A 16,368-nucleotide genomic window follows, 5' to 3' on the forward strand; every position below is an offset into this window, starting at 1 on the left:
ATACCGATGCGGCCCGTGATTTTCCGGGCCGCATCGCTGTATTCGAAGCCCTACGGCTTCAGCAGAACCTTGATGGCACCGTCCTGCTTCTTCTGAAAGATCTCGTACGCGTGCGGGGCATCGTCGAGCGACAACTCGTGCGTTGCGAACGAATCGACGCCGAGAGGATCGTCGTCACCGAGCAACGGCATGATGTCGTCGACCCACTTCTTGATGTTCGCTTGCCCCATTCGCAGCTGAATCTGCTTGTCGAACATGGTCATCAGCGGTAGCGGATCGGCCATACCGCCGTACACGCCGATGATCGAAATGGTTCCGCCGCGGCGAACGATGTCGATGGCCGAGTACAACGCACCGAGCCGATCCACACCGGCTTTCTGCATCATCGGAGCCGCAACGGCGTCCGGGAGCATCCCGACGATCTGCTGCGCCATCTTGCCGACCGGAGATCCGTGCGCTTCCATGCCCACGGCGTCGATGACGGAGTCGGTTCCCCTGCCGTGGGTCATCTCCCGGATCACGTCGCCGACGCCGCCGCTGTGTTCGGCGAGGTTCACCGTTTCGATTCCTCGCGCAGCTGCGCGGGCAAGCCGTTCGGGAACGAGGTCGACCGCGATCACTCGGGCACCCTTGTGCTGCGCGATGCGAGCGGCCATGTCTCCGATGGGCCCGAGACCGAGCACCGTCACCGATCCGCCCTCGGGAATCGCAGCGTATTCGACGGACTGCCACGCGGTGGGCAACACGTCCGACAAGTAGACGAATCGTGAATCCGGCGGTCCCTCGGGAACTTTGATGTGTGTGAACTGCGCCTGCGGGACACGAAGGTACTCGGCCTGTCCGCCGGGCACCTGCCCGTAGAGCTTGGAGAAGCCGAACAATGCTGCGCCCATTCCCTGCTCGCGAACCTGGGTGGTCTCGCACTGGGTGTACAGACTCGAATTGCACATGTAGCAGTGTCCGCAGGAGATCTGGAACGGGATGACGACGCGGTCACCGACTGCCAGATCGCCTGTCTGCGAGCCGACTTCCTCGACGATGCCCATCGGCTCGTGGCCGAGGATGTCGCCTTCGTCCATGAATGCACCGAGCGTTTCGTACAGATGCAGATCCGAGCCGCAGATGTTGGTGGTCGTGATTTTGACGATCGCGTCCGTCGGCTGCTCTATCCGCGGATCGGGAACCGTGTCCACGCTGACTTTTCTCTTGCCCTGCCAGGTGACTGCGCGCATGAGGTCCTTCCGGTGGATTCGACACCGAAGTTCGATGTCGTGCACGACGGATTGCCGGTTGTGACGGCTCACAAACACCTGCGCGGACTGCGATTGATACCGCCCCGCGGTGGGTAGCCTCAGGTATGACCGAGCTTCTGTCCGCCCGCCCGACCGCCGCACGCTCCCCCGTCCTGCCGGTTCCGTGCGGGCCGATTTCGGAAGCCGTCGTACGGTGCTTGACCACAGGTGAGCCGGGAACGGTCGGAATCTTGCCGACACCGACAGACGTCGACTCCACGTCGCGAGACGTGCAACTCGCCCTGCTGATCTGCTACGAATTGCACTATCGCGGATTCGACGGTGTCGCCGACTCATGGGAGTGGGACCCCGAGCTCCTTCGCCTGCGAGCAACACTCGAATCCGCTTTTCTCGAGTACGTCCGGGCTCACGTCGAACCCGGGCACGATGCAGCCGCAGAGATGGACTCCCTCTCCGTCGAGGCGACCTCGGGAACCGGCCCGTCGTGGTTCCTACGCGACGAGGGCTCGTGGGAGCAGATGCGCGAGTACTTCGTGCATCGGTCGATCTACCATCTCAAGGAAGCCGATCCGCACGCCTGGGCCATCCCCCGGTTGACCGGTCAGGCCAAAGCTTCCTATGTGGCAGTCGAATTCGACGAGTACGGCGGCGGGAAGGGTGATCGCGTCCACCAGAAACTGTGGGCCGACTCCATGGTGGCCGCCGAGCTCGACGCGTCGTACCTCGGATACGTCGACCGTGTTCCCGCTCAGACTCTGGCGTGGGTGAACCTGATGTCGCTCTTCGGCCTGCACCGAGGACTGCGTGGTGCCACGGTCGGACACCTTGCCGCCACCGAGATCACGTCGTCGCCGGGCTCACAGCGGTACGTACACGGTCTGAAGAGGTTGAAGGCGCCCCAGGCATGCATTGCGTTCTACGCCGAGCACGTCGAGGCGGATGCGGTGCACGAGCAGGTGCTTCGGCACGATGTCATCGGCAATTTACTCCGCGACGAGCCCGAACTCGAGGCCGATGTGGTGTTCGGAATGCGTGCACTGGATTTCGTGGAGAACGAGCTCGCCGATCACGTGATGTCACGCTGGTCCGCCGGTCGGTCCTCGCTCGACTGAGCCTGCCGCTTCTTGGCGCGATGGCTGGTGTCGCACAACGGATAGTTCTTGCTCCGTCGGCACGTGCAGACCGCCACCGCGAATCGGTCGGAACACACTCGTGTGCCGTCGTCCAACTCGATCTCGACAGGGCCGTCGATGACGATCGGCCCACCCCTGACGATGCGGACGGTGGTGCGTTTCGTGGTGGACGCCACGGGACCATCGTTGCCCCCGATGGCACTGCCCTCATCGTCGGTCGGCACGAATGACCACCAGATCCTCGATGTCGCGGGATGCTTCGAGCAGTCCGACCTCCTGAAGCCAGGCAGCCCTCTCCGTCATGACCGGGCCGAACGAGATCGATCGACGTGCCGCCACGGACACCGTCATGTCCGCACGGCGCAGCATCGCCTCGGTTCGTGCAGGGTCGGAGTACTCCGACTGCACCACCATCAGGGTCCCGCCGGGAACGAGCAGGTCGTGAGCGGCATCGCACAGCGGATCCAGCACCACTCGGCCGTCGTGGCCGCCGTCCCACGCTCGGTGCGGACCGACACCCTCGGGCACCGCCTCCGAGGGCACGTACGGCGGATTGCACAGAACCACGTCGAACGGCTCGAGCACCGACGCGTCCGCGAACGACCCGAGGCGGACGTCGACGTCGAGATCGAGGGCGGCTGCGTTGCGGCGAGCGCACGCCACCGCGAGCGGCGAGATGTCGAACGCCAGCACTTCGCGTGCGCCCAACGACGCCGCAGCGAGCGCGACGGCACCGCTACCGGTACACATGTCGAGCACACGGGCACCCCGCAGCACCCCGGCCCGCGACGCCATCTCGCAGAGGAGCCATGAATCGTCCTGCGGCTCATAGACTCCAGGATCCGCGTGAACCGCGCGGGTGGATCTGAACGTATCGAATTCCGCCGTCGTCATCGAGGTGTCCTCTCGGAGATCGTCATCGCAAGACGTGCCCTCTCGGGCTGTGTGCCGAGCGTGGACTCCACTCGAAGGTGGCAACTGTATGCCCGATTGCACCGGCCGCAAACAAGCCGCTTGAAACCGCACGAATCGGGTAGTCCGACTACAACCTGCGGTGAAGCAAACGCCGCCGTTCGCCCGTATCGGGCCCACACCGTCTGCGTCGGCATCACTGCCCGCGTCCTTCATCGAGGAGACTCTCTTGTCGGTTCTACCCTCCATCGACCCTGTTCCCGCCGTCGTCGTACCGTCGCTTCGGCAGGTGTTTCCGGCACCGACTGCTGGAGCCGGCATCACCGTCACCGAACTCGGCGGTGCCACCGTCGTTCGCGTCGCCGGGGAATTCGGTCGTCAGGATCTCGGCGTGCTGGCCGAGACACTCGGTGATGCATCGGTCGAAGGTTCTCGGTTGGTGCTCGATCTGACCGCGGTCGACGCGGTGCCGGCAGGCACGGCGGCAATTCTCGATGCCACGTCGATGCACCTGAGCCGGTGGGGCACTCGACTGGCTGTGGTCGGATCGATCGAGTCGACCCGGGCGCTGGCCGCAAACGCACGCGGCCGCACCGCATTTCACACCACTGTCGACGCTGCACTCGCATACAGAGAGATGTCGGCTTGACCTCGGCCGGCGTCGACGGCCGCCACGACGTTCTCGTTCTCGGCGGCGGCAACGCAGGCGTCAGCGCGGCCGCACGCGCACTTCGTCTCGGCATCAGCGATGTAGCGGTCATCGAACCCCAGTCCGTGCACACCTATCAGCCGTTGCTGTCGTATGTCGGGGGCGGCCAAGCCCGACTCCGCGATGCCGAACGAACCCAACGCTCGGTGATGCCGAAGGGCAGCACCTGGATCCAGGACACGGTAGCCCTCGTCGACCCACACGAGAAGGTGGTCACGACCGCGTCGGGTCGGCGATACGGGTATCGCGACCTGATCATCGGGACCGGCCTGGTACCCGACCACGAGGCTCTGCCCGGAATCACCGCGGCCGCCGACTCGGACGCGGTGACGAGCAATTACCTGGGGCTAGCAGAGAAGACCTGGCACCTGATCTCCCACTTCCCGTCACCCGAGGTCGGCAACTCCTCCGAGCGCGCCACGGCGGTGTTCACAGTGCCGCAGCCACCCGTGGGCTGCACCGGCACCACGCTCAAACCACTGTTCCTGGCCGCCGCCCACTGGCGGGCGACTGGGCAACTCGCCGACATCGACATCACCCTGGTGATCGACCGCGAGGGTCTACTCGATGTGCCTGGGCTCGATTCGGTGTTGCTCGATCATCTTCGCGATCTCGGCGTCCGGATATTGCACCGCACAGCAGTGACCGCCCTATCCCCTGAAACTCGGCAGATCACCGTCACCGATCACCATGGCACACAGCAGATCATCGACTACCGGATGCTGCACCTGGTGCCCCCGTTTCGCGGACAGCCATGGGTCGAGTCGTCGAAACTGACCGGAGACGGACAGCACGGTCTCGTCGACATCGACCCCCGCACACTGCGACACCGCGAACACAGCGAGATCTGGGCCGCCGGTGACGGTGCCGGAATCGACACCGATTCGTCCGGTGGTGGGCTGAGAAAGCAGATAACCGTTCTGATCGACAACCTGCTCGCCGCCAGAGCCGGACGAGAAATGTCCTCGTACGACGGATACACCGTGGCACCGGTGACGATCGACGCCCACCGTCTCGTTGCGGCCGAATTCGACCGAACCGGGGCACTCACGCCATCGCTACCGTCGTTTCTGGATCCGCTGAAAGCGCGACGATCGGCCTGGCTGTTCGACCGCTACGGCCTGCCACTGAGCTACTGGAACATGATTCTCCGCGGACGGCTCTGACGGCACCGCCCAACGATCAGTCGAGTTCGAGTACTGCCATCAGTCCGTGCGGATCATCGATGTCGACGTCGTGGCCGTCTTCGCGCAGACCGGCGGCTGCGTCCTCGAGAAGCCGACGCGCCACGTCGTCCATCGCGCGAACATGGTTCAGATCGAGGGTGATTCGGTGATGCGCGTCGATGCCCTCGGCCAAGGTGGCCAGGACAGACTCGGCTCCGGCGAAACGTAGGTCACCTTGCAGGTGCACGATCGTGGCGTCCTCACCCGTTACCTCACGAATGGCCGACGTACCACTCGGTGCCACATGCATCATGTGCAATTCGAGATCCCGAGAGAGGCGCTCGAACACGGCGACTCCCCGCACACTGTTTCCGTGTTCGTTCAACTTGGGCGACAGCACAGCCAACCCGACCTGCCCGGGCAGCACACCGACGATCGCACCGGCCACCCCACTCTTGGCCGGAATACCCACCGCCGCAACCCAACTACCCGATCCGTCGTACATCCCGCAGGTGGACATCACCGACAGCACGTGACGATTGACCGCACCGTCGATCAACCGTTCCCCGGTGATGGGATCGACTCCCCCGTTGGCCATCACCGACGCAATGGTGGCCAGATCCACACAGTTGACGTCCACCGAACATTGACGGGCGTAGCCGTCGACCACCTCGGCCGGATCGGCTGCGAGAATTCCGACGGATTTCAGCAGGTAGGCGATCGCGGTGTTGCGGTCGTCCGATTCGATCTCGGCTTCGTAGACCGACGTGTTGGTGCTCAATTGCCTTCCGGCGCAACGGCTGTGCAAGTCCCTGATGCGCTCGGCACGCTCCTGCGCCGAGCTCCCCCGAATCATCGAGTGCACAGCGAGTGCTCCTGCATTGATCAGCGGATTGCGCGGTCGACCCGTGGCGCGTTCGAGCGAGATCTCGTTGAACGAATCGCCGGAGGGTTCGACGTCGGTGGCCTCCAGCATTCGTTCGAGTCCGTTGTCTTCGACGGCCAACGCATACGCCAGGGCCTTGGAGATGGACTGGATGGAGAATTCGGTATCGCAATCACCTGCGGCATAGACCGATCCACCGACGGTCGCAAGGGCCACCGCGAAGGTCTCGGGGTCTGCTCGCTCGAGTTCGGCGTTACCCTCCGCGATTGCCCCGCCGTCGAGGTGTCGGCAATCGTCGAGGACGGATTCGAGGTAGCGGGTGATCGGTGACTGCATACCGTCACGCTAACTCGGCGCAGAGGTCACTTCCGCATTGCGCGATTCAGCGCTCGCGCTCGGAGTTCGTCGTCGACGCGCTCTGAAACATTTCCAGGAAGGATCCGAAGCCCTGGCCACTCGTCGCAGTGTTGTCACGTGTGTCCTGTGCGGGTCCGACCGCCGCGTTGTCTGATTCCATGTCAACGATGCTGCCGTTCGGACATGTCAGCGAATCTGGGGGCAATATCACGATAGGGCAACAAAATATAACGAATCGATAACGGCGGCCGAGGTAGCGCCGTCGTGACGAGTGACAAATGGCCGAGGGAATTCTCGGGCTGGCGAACGGCCGAACCTCGACGTGCGGCGTTGGTCGGATCGGCGACTGTAAAGTCGGGCCCGACCGAAAGGACGATGTGACGCACGCGACACCCGGACGGCGCACCGTATCGCGTCGTTCCTTCTTCACCGCTGTAGTGGCCGGCTCCACGTTGATGCTGGTCACACGCACCACCGCGTCCGCGGAACCGGCCGGCACCGACGGTGAGCCCGATCAGGTCCTCACCGCGATTCCCGCCGACTCGAATCTGGTGATCCTCGAGGTGCGCGGGGACGGCTCCGTGCACTGCGCGTTGCCTCGTGCCGAGATCGGACAGGGACTGACCACCTCGGTGGCGATGCTGATAGCGGAAGAGCTGGACACGTCTCTCGACAAGACCGTCGTGTCACTCTCACGTGGCCGGCAGGAACTGATCGGAAACCACTACACGGGCGGCTCCAACTCCATCCAGTCTCTCTGGGAGCCCGTTCGATCCATCGCTGCGACGGCACGAGCGCGGCTGCTGCGCGCTGCCGCCGATCGGTGGGGTGCCGATGTCGGCACGCTGAGGATCGTCGACGGTGTCGTCATGGCACCGGACGGACGGGCGGCGCACTTCGGCGAGCTGGCAGCCGCTGCCGCGGCCCCGGAACTGCGCTTCGAGGCGGTGGACCCGAAGTCGGAGGAAGATCTGACGGTCGTCGGCACACCGACCACGCGCCAGGATGCTCGCGCGATCGTCACCGGTCGGCTCACCTACACGCTCGATCTCGACGTGCCCGACGCCATGCCTGTCGTCGTCCGACGCCCACCGACGATCAACGGAACCGTCGCCTCGGTGGACGAGGCGGCGTTGCGGGCGATGCCAGGGGTCATCGATGTTGCCGTCGTGTCCACCGGGGTCGCCATCATGGCGCGCACCTTCGGATACGCGCTCGCCGCGAAGGACGCCGCGGTGGTCACGTGGAACGCCGGAACGATCGACGACGAGTCCACCGATTCCATCCAGGGCAGGCTTCGTCGGAGCACCCCGGCGTTCACGGGTCTCGGCGGAGTAGGCAGGCCCGAGCTGCCGGGCGAAACGAAACTGAACGTCGATTTCGACTTCGCTCCCGTTTCGCATGCCGCGATGGAAACCAATTCGGCAGTCGCCGACGTGCGGGCCGATCGCGCGGACATCTGGGCATCGATGCAGCTACCCAACTACGCCGGGCAGAAAATTGCTCTGACACTGGGCATTCCGTTGAATCGGGTCACCACCCACGTGATGAACGGCGGCGGCTCGTTCGGCCGAAGGCTCTACTTGGACGGCCCACTCGAGGCCGCCGTCATCTCCCGAGCAATGGACAAACCGGTGCGCCTGATGTGGTCGCGGGTGGACGACATGCGGCACGGCCGAGCCCGGCCCGCGGTACACACCAAGTTCGACGCGGTCCTTGCCCGCGGCACGGTGATCTCCTGGGAGCAGCGCGTGGCCGCAGTGTGCACCGATTTCGACGGCGGTTTCGGTGACCTCGTCACCGACGCACTTGCACCGTCCCCGCTGATTTCCCAGACGCTGTTCCACAGCACCCGCGACCCGTACTCGTTCACCGACAGCAGCATCAGGACCCTCGTCGAGGTACCGGTGGAGATGCCCACCGGCAGTTGGCGATCGGTGTTCTCCGGAACGGTACGTACCGCGGCCGAGATCATGGTGGATCGCATCGCCGGCGCCCTCGATACCGATCCGCTGGAGCTACGCATCGGGGCGGTGGCGAGCGACCGCCACCGTGATGTACTGAACACGCTGGCCGTGGAGGGCAACTGGGGTGCAGACCTCGGCCCCGGCCGGGCGCAGGGCATCGGGTTCCATGCCGAGTTCGGTTCCAGTGCAGGATATCTCGTCGAGATCGACGCGCAGGACCCGCGAGCGCCCCGCGTGAGAAAAGCCGTCATAGTCGTAGACGTCGGCCGCGTGGTCAACCCCCGCAGCCTCGAGGCCCAGATGATCGGCTGTCTGATGGACGGCATCTCGACCACCCTCAGGGCCGGACTGCACTACGAGCAGGGGCTGCCGCTCGAAGGTAGTTACTCGCAGTTCCACTACGCCCGCCAACGCGATTCACCACCGGATGTGTCAGTGGTGATCATGCCGCCCACCACCGAGAACCCTGGTGGAGCAGGAGAATTGGGGGTGCCCGCTGCGGCGGCCGCAGTGGCCAACGCGTACGCACGCGCCACCGATACCACCCCCACCAGCTTCCCGATCCTGTTCGACGTCGACTTCGATCCGTTCCCGAAATGAGGATCCATGGCTGAACAGAAGTTCGTCGTCAACGGGGTCGCGGTGTCGGTCGACCTACCCGACGACATGCCGTTGCTCTGGGCCCTGCGGGACGAACTCGGTGTCCGCGGCCCCAAGTACGGGTGTGGCATCGGCGTGTGCCATGCCTGCACGAGCCATCTCGACGGGGAGGAGGTACTCCCCTGTGTCACACCGGTCTCCGATGCCGCCGACAAAGAGGTCACGACCATCGAAGGACTCGCGGACGGCGACGTTCTCCATCCGGTGCAGCAGGCGTGGATCGACGAGGACGTCTCCCAGTGCGGTTACTGTCAGCCGGGCCAGATCATGGCTGCCGTCGCACTGCTGAAGCGCATCCCCGACCCGACGGACGAGGACATCGACACCATCGAGAACGTCTGCCGGTGCGGTACCTATCCCCGAATTCGACGGGCCATCAAGGCGGCCGCGAAAGCGATGTCGCAGCGCTGATCGAAAAGGTTTCTGCCACAGCACAACACCCCGCGAACCACAGGTTCGCGGGGTGTTGTGTGAACTACCCGATTCAGCTCAGTTCGAAGCGATCGAGCATCATGACCTTGTCCCAGGCCGCGACGAAGTCCCGGACGAACTTCTCCTTGGCGTCGTCGCAGGCGTACACCTCTGCGAGAGCGCGCAATTCGGAGTTCGAGCCGAACACCAGATCGTTGCGAGTTCCGGTCCACTTCTTCTCACCGGTGGCGGCATCCTTGGCCTCGTAGATGCCGTCCTCGGCGGTGGGAACCCACTCGGTGCCCATGTCGAGGAGGTTGACGAAGAAGTCGTTGGTGAGCGTGCCGACCTTGTCGGTCAGGACGCCGTGTGTCGACTGCTTGTAGTTCGCGCCGAGCACGCGCAGACCACCGACGAGCACGGTCATCTCGGGTGCACTGAGTGAGAGCAGGTTTGCGCGATCGACCAGGTTGAACTCGGCCGGCAGCTTCTGTCCCTTGCCCAGGAAGTTACGGAAACCGTCGACCTTGGGCTCCAGATCGGAGAACGAGTCGACGTCCGTCTTCTCCTGCGTGGCATCCATGCGGCCCGGAGTGAAGGGAACCGTGATGTCGACGCCTGCGTTCTTGGCGGCCTGCTCGACGGCTGCGACGCCACCGAGCACCACGAGGTCTGCGAAGGACACCGTTCCGGAGAACGACTGCTGGATTCCTTCGAGGACGCGGATGACCTGCGCGAGCTCGTCGGGCTCGTTGACCTCCCAGCCGGCCTGCGGCTGCAGACGCAGACGGCCACCGTTGGCACCGCCGCGCTTGTCACTGACGCGGAACGACGACGCCGCCGCCCATGCAGCCGAGATCAGCTGCTCCTGAGTCAGTTCGGATCCGAGGATGGCCTGCTTCAGTTCGGCGATCTGTGCGTCACCGATCAGCTCGTGGTCGACGGCCGGGATCGGGTCCTGCCAGAGCAGGGGCTCCGCGGGAACCTCGGGGCCGAGGTAACGCGAGACCGGGCCCATGTCGCGGTGGGTGAGCTTGAACCATGCCTTCTGGAATTCCTCTGCGAGCTCCTCGGGATGGTCGAGCCACCGCCGGGTGATCTGCTCGTAGATCGGGTCGACGCGCATCGCGATGTCGGAGGTGAGCATCGACGGGTGGCGACGCTTGGAGGGATCGGCGGGGTCGGGAACGAGATCCGCGCCCTCGCCGTTCTTCGGGCGCCACTGGTGTGCACCGGCCGGGCTCTTGTAGAGCTCCCACTCGAACCCGTACAGGGTCTCGAGGAACGAGTTGTCCCACTGGGTGGGCGTGGGGGTCCAGATGACCTCGAGGCCACTGGTGATCGCGTCTGCGCCGACACCACTCTGGTAGCTGTTCTTCCAGCCGAGGCCCATCTGCTCGATGGGGGCACCCTCGGGCTCGGCGCCGATGTGCTCGTCGGGGTCCGCTGCGCCGTGTGTCTTACCGAACGTGTGTCCGCCGACGGCGAGTGCCGCGGTCTCGATGTCGTTCATGGCCATCCGGCCGAAGGTCTCGCGAATGTCCAGTGCGGACTGCACCGGATCCGGGTTGCCGTTGGGGCCTTCCGGGTTGACGTAGATCAGGCCCATCTGCACTGCGGCAAGCGGGTTTTCGAGGCTCGTGCGATCACCGTCGTAGCGCTCGTCGCCCAGCCAGGTCTGCTCCGGGCCCCAGTAGACGTCCTCGTCCGGCTCCCAGGCGTCGACGCGTCCGCCGGCGAAGCCGTAGGTCGGCAGACCCATGGATTCGATTGCAACGTTGCCGGTGAGCACGATCAGGTCGGCCCAGGACAGCTTGCGGCCGTACTTCTGCTTGACCGGCCAGATGAGGCGCCGGGCCTTGTCCAGGCTCGCGTTGTCGGGCCAGCTGTTCAGCGGCGCGAAGCGTTGCATGCCGGCTCCGGCACCGCCGCGTCCGTCCTGCTTGCGGTACGTGCCCGCTGCATGCCATGCCATGCGAATGAAGAAGGGGCCGTAATGACCGAAGTCGGCAGGCCACCACGGCTGCGAATTCGTCATCAGGGCCTCGATGTCACGCTTGACCTCGGCGAGATCGAGAGAGTTGAACTCGGCTGCGTAGTCGTAGTCGGGCCCCATGGGGTCGCCGACTGCCGGGTTCTTCTTGAGGATCTTCAGATTCAGCGACTTCGGCCACCACTCACGATTGCTTCCGCCTTCGACGGGCCTCGGCATCGAGTCGTGCATGACCGGACACTTGCCACCGCCACCTTCCTGCGGCTGATCCTCGTTCATCTCTTTTTCGCGTGTTACGTGATCTTCAGACACGTGCTTCCTTCCAAGGTATGACGATCGGGCTGTGATCGGTGGTCACGAACTCTGCTGTGTTCGAGACCGGGGAGGGAACTGAACGGGAACCGACGGCTGCTCACGAGCTGCCGAACACTGTGCGCAGAGGCCCCAGTAGATGACCTCTGCCTCGTCGATAGTGAAACCGACGGAGTCCGATGCCGTGAGACACGGCGTCTCGCCTACTGCGCAATCCACATCGGCGATGACGCCGCACGAGCGGCATACGGCGTGATGGTGATTGTCGCCGACGCGCGATTCGTACCGCGCGGGCGAACCCGCCGGCTCGATCCGCCGAACCAGGCGCGCAACCGTCAATGCATTGAGGACGTCGTAGACCGTCTGCCGCGACACCTCGGGCAGCATGGATCGCACGAGCCCGAGAATGGTGTCGGTGTCTGCGTGCGGGTTGGTTTCGACGACCTCGAGTACCGCGACCCGGGGACGGGTCACGCGCATATCGGCAGTGCGCAACTGCTCCGCATGCGGCGAAATCGGCATCACGCGGCCAGTATCCTCCGGTTTTCTGGACCAAGTCAAGTATTCGGCCGAATCTGCCGGCCTGAACCCCAAGTGTTCACCTCGTCAGGCCAACGCCAGAAACAGCTTTTCGAGTTCAGCCTCGGACATCGGCTCCTTACCGTCTGCACCCTCACCCGTCATGCACTCACGCAGACCTGTCGCCACGATCTTGAATCCAGCTTTGTCCAGCGCACGCGAGACAGCAGCGAGCTGGGTGACGACGTCCTTGCAATCGCGACCGTTCTCGATCATCCCGATGACACCGGCAAGCTGACCGTGTGCGCGCTTGAGTCGGTTGAGTACCAGTGCAATGCTGTCTTCGTCGCCGATCATGTCGATCCCCTCGATGGTGGTGGTGTCGAACTCGATGGTACCCCCGGGGGCATCAGGCAGGGTTGGATCCACGCCCACCCAGAGCAACGATGGCCGCCTTCAGCCTGGTCGTCGCTTCCGCGGCGACCGAGGCCAATTCCGGCTCGCCGGTGAACTCGACCATGATGGCCGGGTTCATCGCCTCGACGATCACCGATCCCGGTGCCGCCGTGTCGTCACGCACGATCACGTTGCACGGCAGCAGCAACCCGATCTGCTTCATGACACCGACCGCACGGTGCGCCAGCCCGGGGTTGCATGCACCGAGAATCATGTAGCGCTCCATGTCCTCGCCGAGCTTCGCTTTGAGAGTCGCCTGCATATCGATCTCGGTGAGGACTCCGAAACCCTGTTCCGACAGCGCCTTTTTCGTGCTGTCGATCGCGGTGTCGAAATCGGTGTCGGTCAGCGTGGTGGACAGTGCGATGTTCATGGTGTCTCCTCGAAAGCTGTTGTTCGGTGGGAGCTGTTGATTCAGTGAGAAAAGCGGATGGAGGGCAACACGGCACGCAGCCATGCCGGCGACCACCACGCGCCGTGTCCGGTCAGCCGTAGCAGTACCGGAAGCAGCACGAGTCGAACCAGGAACGCGTCGAGCAGTACCGCAACGCCGAGGATGATGCCCATCTCCTTCGGGGGCAGCGGATCCGACAGTGCGAATGTGAAGAACACTGCCACCATCACCGCTGCGGCGGCAAAGATGACTCGTCCCGAGTGAGCCAAGCCGTCGACCTGGGCCACCTTGGAATCACCGGTGCGCTCGTAATGCTCCTTGGCGGTGGCCAGCAGAAAAACGGTGTAGTCCATGGCGATCGCGAAGATCATCGCGAAGAAGAACACCGGACCCCAGCCGTCCAGGAATCCTTGCGGGGTGAAACCGAGCAGTGATGCGCCGTGGCCGTCCTGGAAGATCAACTTGGCGACGCCGAAGGCTGCGGCAGTGGACAGCAGGCTCACCAGCGTGCCGAGCAGCGCGATCAGCGGGGCCTGCAGTGCCACCAGAAGCAGCACGAATCCGAGGACCAGGATGATCCCGACGACGATCGGCAGGTAGTCGTTCAAGGCCTGCTGCAAGTCGAGGTTCTCCGCGGGCGCTCCTCCGACGAGCGCGGAGTCGGGCAGAGCGGTGCGCAGATCGTCGAGAATCGAGCCCATCGCCTCGTCGGACGGATCGACCGACGGAATTGCCTGCAGCAGTGCATATCCCGATCCATCGGTCGCACTCTGCGGCGGAGTCACCATCGAGATCCCCTCGACTCGAGCTGCCGCCTCAGCGGTGCCGACAGCATCCGCTTCGGGCACGACGATCTGCAGCGAACCCGGTGCACCCGGGCCGAACTGGGCCTGCACCAGCTCGTAGCCCTGCCGCACCGGTGCATCCTCCGGCACCACGGCGATGGACGGCATCGCGACCTTCAAACCGAGCACCGGGAGTGCCAGGGCGATCAGAATTCCCACGGAGACAGCGGCGAACGGCCACGGGTGCTTGTGCAACAACTCACCCCATGCTGCGAACTTCGGGGATCGATGCTCCTGACGCTTGGCGTACGGCAACGATGCGGCGTTGACCTTGGGTCCGAGCGCCCCCAATGCCGCAGGCAGCAGTGTCATGGTCGCCAGCAACACGAACGCGACGGCCAGCATGATCCCGACAGCCATGGTACGCACCGCAGGCGCGGGGACCAGTAGTACTGCGGACAGACTCACCAACACTGTCAGACCGGACAACACGACGGCTTTGCCCGCGGTGTCCATGGTTTCGGCCACTGCCGCCCGAGGGTCGGCGTTTCGCAATGCATCGCGGAATCGAGCGACGATGAACAGCGCGTAGTCGATTCCGAGAGCAAGGGCGAACATCATCGCGAAGTTCATGGCCCACACCGAGATCGGCGTGACACCGTTGAGCAGAACGAGACCACCGGCGGATGCGACGAGCCCGGCGACCGTGAGCAGCAGCGGCAATCCCGCGGCGACGAGTGATCCGAAGGCAAGCACCATGATCGCCAATGTGACGGGCCAGGAGAATAATTCGGCTTGGATCATCGCATCGTGGTTCGCCTTGTTGAAGTCCGACCACAGGGCCGAGGAGCCAGTGGGATACACCTCGATTCCGTCGCCCGAGAGCGCGGTCAACCGCTCCTTCACATCGTCGACGGCTTTGACCATCTCGTCGGTCGTTCCGTTCGCACCGGCGATGACGATGCCGGTGCGGCCGTCCGGGCTGATCGTCATACCCGGTTGCGGCGCAACAACGTCCCCGAATCTGGAGTCACCGGCGAACACGTCGGACACGTCGGCAATCACATCCTGGACGGCGGGATCGGTGACGGGTGCCGCGTCGGAGTGGACGACCACCTGCACCGCCGCAGAGGAGTTGCCGCCGAAATGCTGCTGGGCCAGCTCTCGAACCTGAACGGATTCGGATCCGTTCGCCTGCCATCCCGCCCCGGCGAGAGACGAGAACACCGACGGCGCAAACGAACCGAGGCCGATCAACGCGATGAGCCACACGCCGAACACCCAACGGCGATGGGTCACCATCGAAGCACCCGCACGGCCGAGTAGGCCTGGCCTGCTCGCGGGCAGGTCATCAGGTGGACGAAGAGTTTCGGCATCGCGCAGCGACATGGTTCTCCTATACGGGTGGGGGTATCGATCGGGGCAGAGGAAACCCCGAGCGATCGAACGTGCCCACCATCGCATATACCCAAGGGGGTATGCAAGTACCCCTGGGGGTATCACCCCAGGGGTACTCGAATCACACCATGCGCGCCGTTGCAGTCAGCCGCCGATCAGTGCCGACCGTTCCACTGCTTCTCTATCCCCCGCAGAACCTCGAGCGTCTGGGCAGAGTCCGCATCGACCGCCATCCGCGACCGGGCGCGCTCGAGCGCACGCTCGGCGCGCGTCACCGCACGGTGGCCCGAGTCGGTGGCCTCGACCAAGTACTGCTGCCGATTCCGCGGATTGACGCTTCGCACCAGCAGCCCCGCGTCCACCAGGGTCGCGGTGGTCGCGGTGATACTTGTTCTGTGCCGCACCAGCTCTCGCGACAATGTGCTGTACGACGTCGGCCCTCGCCTGCACACCAGTTCCAGCACCTCGTACCTCGCCCAGCTCAGCCCCTGTGCGTCCAGTGCCTCCGCCAGACGAACCCGCGCGGCCGACGCCATGCGCAGCACCGTCGACACGATTTCGAGCTCGGTCGAATGCGCCGGAGAGGTATCACCGTCGAACGATTCAGCGAGGGCAGTCATCGGATACTCCCTACTTGATTTCTGTGAGGACGGTGCCTTGGGTGATGGCGTCGCCTGCGGTGACGGTCAGGCCGGTGATGGTGCCGCCTTTGTGGGCGGTGACGGGGTTTTCCATCTTCATCGCTTCCAGGACGGCGATGAGGTCCCCTGCTTCGACGGTTTGGCCTTCGGTAACGGCGACCTTGACCACGGTGCCCTGCATCGGTGCGGTGACCGAGTCACCGGACGCCGCGCCTGCTCCGGCACCGCCTCGGGTACGGGCTTTCGGTTTGCGGCGTACTGCTCCGGCAGGCCCGCTGTTGCCGCCGAGGGACAGTTCCCCGGGCAGTGAGACCTCGACGCGGCGGCCACCGACCTCGACGACGACGGACTGCCGCGGCAGGACCTCGTCCTCGTCGATCGGTTGCCCGGCGGTGAACGGGGGAACCTGGTTGTCC

At 64.5% G+C, this 16,368-nt stretch carries 17 protein-coding genes; 5 read left to right on the top strand and 12 right to left on the bottom strand.

The features are described from left to right. Positions 1 to 50 precede the first annotated feature (50 nt). Positions 51 to 1,232, bottom strand: coding sequence for a zinc-dependent alcohol dehydrogenase (locus tag CH286_RS01595; RefSeq protein WP_037149609.1), 1,182 nt, complete (start codon positions 1,230 to 1,232; stop codon positions 51 to 53). A gap of 125 nt (positions 1,233 to 1,357) precedes the next feature. On the opposite strand from CH286_RS01595, the gene CH286_RS01600 reads away from it, so the two are divergent. Then, positions 1,358 to 2,365 (top strand): iron-containing redox enzyme family protein, encoded by a 1,008-nt coding sequence (locus tag CH286_RS01600; RefSeq protein WP_176458099.1) that lies wholly within the window; start codon positions 1,358 to 1,360, stop codon positions 2,363 to 2,365. Here CH286_RS01600 and CH286_RS01605 read toward each other — a convergent pair. Further along, entirely contained in the window at positions 2,320 to 2,610 is a 291-nt protein-coding gene (locus CH286_RS01605) for a CDGSH iron-sulfur domain-containing protein (RefSeq protein WP_037149612.1), read from the bottom strand. The genes CH286_RS01600 and CH286_RS01605 overlap by 46 nt on opposite strands. Continuing rightward, positions 2,594 to 3,280: a HemK2/MTQ2 family protein methyltransferase gene (locus CH286_RS01610; RefSeq protein ID WP_094608147.1), complete on the bottom strand. Its 687-nt coding sequence runs from the start codon at positions 3,278 to 3,280 to the stop codon at positions 2,594 to 2,596. Before CH286_RS01610 ends, CH286_RS01605 begins: the two co-directional genes overlap by 17 nt. 247 nt (positions 3,281 to 3,527) lie before the next feature. Here CH286_RS01610 and CH286_RS01615 point away from each other — a divergent pair, with 247 nt between their 5' ends. Together CH286_RS01615 and CH286_RS01620 are read left to right on the top strand one after the other, a co-directional pair. Next, positions 3,528 to 3,947, top strand: a complete 420-nt coding sequence (locus CH286_RS01615) for an STAS domain-containing protein (protein WP_141215769.1) — start codon at positions 3,528 to 3,530, stop codon at positions 3,945 to 3,947. After that, on the top strand, positions 3,944 to 5,173 hold the full coding sequence (locus CH286_RS01620) for an NAD(P)/FAD-dependent oxidoreductase (RefSeq protein WP_094608149.1): 1,230 nt from the start codon (positions 3,944 to 3,946) through the stop codon (positions 5,171 to 5,173). The genes CH286_RS01615 and CH286_RS01620 overlap by 4 nt, the downstream gene beginning before the upstream one ends. A 16-nt stretch (positions 5,174 to 5,189) precedes the next feature. Here CH286_RS01620 and glsA read toward each other — a convergent pair whose 3' ends face one another. Further along, complete coding sequence (gene glsA, locus CH286_RS01625) at positions 5,190 to 6,395, bottom strand: glutaminase A (protein ID WP_094608150.1); 1,206 nt, start codon at positions 6,393 to 6,395, stop codon at positions 5,190 to 5,192. 46 nt (positions 6,396 to 6,441) lie between these two features. Beyond that, positions 6,442 to 6,576 carry a hypothetical protein gene (locus CH286_RS28050; RefSeq protein ID WP_255182535.1) on the bottom strand — a complete coding sequence of 45 codons (135 nt, stop codon included), beginning with the start codon at positions 6,574 to 6,576 and terminating at the stop codon, positions 6,442 to 6,444. Positions 6,577 to 6,793: 217 nt separating this feature from the next. On the opposite strand from CH286_RS28050, the gene CH286_RS01630 reads away from it, so the two are divergent. Continuing rightward, on the top strand, positions 6,794 to 8,983 hold the full coding sequence (locus CH286_RS01630; RefSeq protein ID WP_094608157.1) for a molybdopterin cofactor-binding domain-containing protein: 2,190 nt from the start codon (positions 6,794 to 6,796) through the stop codon (positions 8,981 to 8,983). 6 nt (positions 8,984 to 8,989) lie between these two features. Further along, a complete protein-coding gene (locus CH286_RS01635) occupies positions 8,990 to 9,454 on the top strand; it encodes a (2Fe-2S)-binding protein (RefSeq protein WP_032404741.1) in 465 nt (154 codons plus the stop codon). 73 nt (positions 9,455 to 9,527) lie between these two features. Here the strand turns inward: CH286_RS01635 and katG are convergent, their stop codons facing one another. The 7 genes from katG to CH286_RS01670 all read right to left on the bottom strand — a co-directional run. Next, positions 9,528 to 11,759 carry a catalase/peroxidase HPI gene (katG, locus tag CH286_RS01640; RefSeq protein WP_080737363.1) on the bottom strand — a complete coding sequence of 744 codons (2,232 nt, stop codon included), beginning with the start codon at positions 11,757 to 11,759 and terminating at the stop codon, positions 9,528 to 9,530. Between the two features lie 42 nt (positions 11,760 to 11,801). Next, positions 11,802 to 12,281: a Fur family transcriptional regulator gene (locus tag CH286_RS01645; RefSeq protein ID WP_032378010.1), complete on the bottom strand. Its 480-nt coding sequence runs from the start codon at positions 12,279 to 12,281 to the stop codon at positions 11,802 to 11,804. A gap of 84 nt (positions 12,282 to 12,365) precedes the next feature. After that, positions 12,366 to 12,635 (bottom strand): metal-sensitive transcriptional regulator, encoded by a 270-nt coding sequence (locus CH286_RS01650; protein WP_032405046.1) that lies wholly within the window; start codon positions 12,633 to 12,635, stop codon positions 12,366 to 12,368. A 52-nt stretch (positions 12,636 to 12,687) separates the two neighbouring features. Next, a complete protein-coding gene (locus tag CH286_RS01655) occupies positions 12,688 to 13,107 on the bottom strand; it encodes a DUF302 domain-containing protein (protein WP_094608151.1) in 420 nt (139 codons plus the stop codon). A gap of 41 nt (positions 13,108 to 13,148) precedes the next feature. Continuing rightward, the gene (locus CH286_RS01660; RefSeq protein WP_441347101.1) at positions 13,149 to 15,302 is read right to left on the bottom strand and encodes an MMPL family transporter; all 2,154 of its coding nucleotides are present in this window, start codon (positions 15,300 to 15,302) and stop codon (positions 13,149 to 13,151) included. Positions 15,303 to 15,466: 164 nt separating this feature from the next. Next, positions 15,467 to 15,931, bottom strand: coding sequence for a MarR family transcriptional regulator (locus CH286_RS01665; protein ID WP_094608152.1), 465 nt, complete (start codon positions 15,929 to 15,931; stop codon positions 15,467 to 15,469). A gap of 10 nt (positions 15,932 to 15,941) precedes the next feature. Beyond that, positions 15,942 to 16,368 (bottom strand): acetyl-CoA carboxylase biotin carboxyl carrier protein subunit (locus tag CH286_RS01670; protein WP_141215770.1); only part of this gene is annotated, 427 nt, incomplete at its 5' end.

This window comes from Rhodococcus sp. WWJCD1 (assembly GCF_002258735.1).
Classification (GTDB): Bacteria; Actinomycetota; Actinomycetes; order Mycobacteriales; family Mycobacteriaceae; genus Rhodococcoides.

Bases quoted from the DNA above. Each gene is read 5' to 3' on its own strand.
- CH286_RS01595 (WP_037149609.1), bottom strand. From the start codon at position 1,232: ATGCGCGCAGTCACCTGGCAGGGCAAGAGAAAAGTCAGCGTGGACACG.
- CH286_RS01600 (WP_176458099.1), top strand. From the start codon at position 1,358: ATGACCGAGCTTCTGTCCGCCCGCCCGACCGCCGCACGCTCCCCCGTC.
- CH286_RS01610 (WP_094608147.1), bottom strand. From the start codon at position 3,280: ATGACGACGGCGGAATTCGATACGTTCAGATCCACCCGCGCGGTTCAC.
- glsA (WP_094608150.1), bottom strand. From the start codon at position 6,395: ATGCAGTCACCGATCACCCGCTACCTCGAATCCGTCCTCGACGATTGC.
- CH286_RS28050 (WP_255182535.1), bottom strand. From the start codon at position 6,576: ATGGAATCAGACAACGCGGCGGTCGGACCCGCACAGGACACACGTGAC.
- CH286_RS01635 (WP_032404741.1), top strand. From the start codon at position 8,990: ATGGCTGAACAGAAGTTCGTCGTCAACGGGGTCGCGGTGTCGGTCGAC.
- CH286_RS01645 (WP_032378010.1), bottom strand. From the start codon at position 12,281: ATGCCGATTTCGCCGCATGCGGAGCAGTTGCGCACTGCCGATATGCGC.
- CH286_RS01650 (WP_032405046.1), bottom strand. From the start codon at position 12,635: ATGATCGGCGACGAAGACAGCATTGCACTGGTACTCAACCGACTCAAG.
- CH286_RS01655 (WP_094608151.1), bottom strand. From the start codon at position 13,107: ATGAACATCGCACTGTCCACCACGCTGACCGACACCGATTTCGACACC.
- CH286_RS01660 (WP_441347101.1), bottom strand. From the start codon at position 15,302: ATGTCGCTGCGCGATGCCGAAACTCTTCGTCCACCTGATGACCTGCCC.
- CH286_RS01665 (WP_094608152.1), bottom strand. From the start codon at position 15,931: ATGACTGCCCTCGCTGAATCGTTCGACGGTGATACCTCTCCGGCGCAT.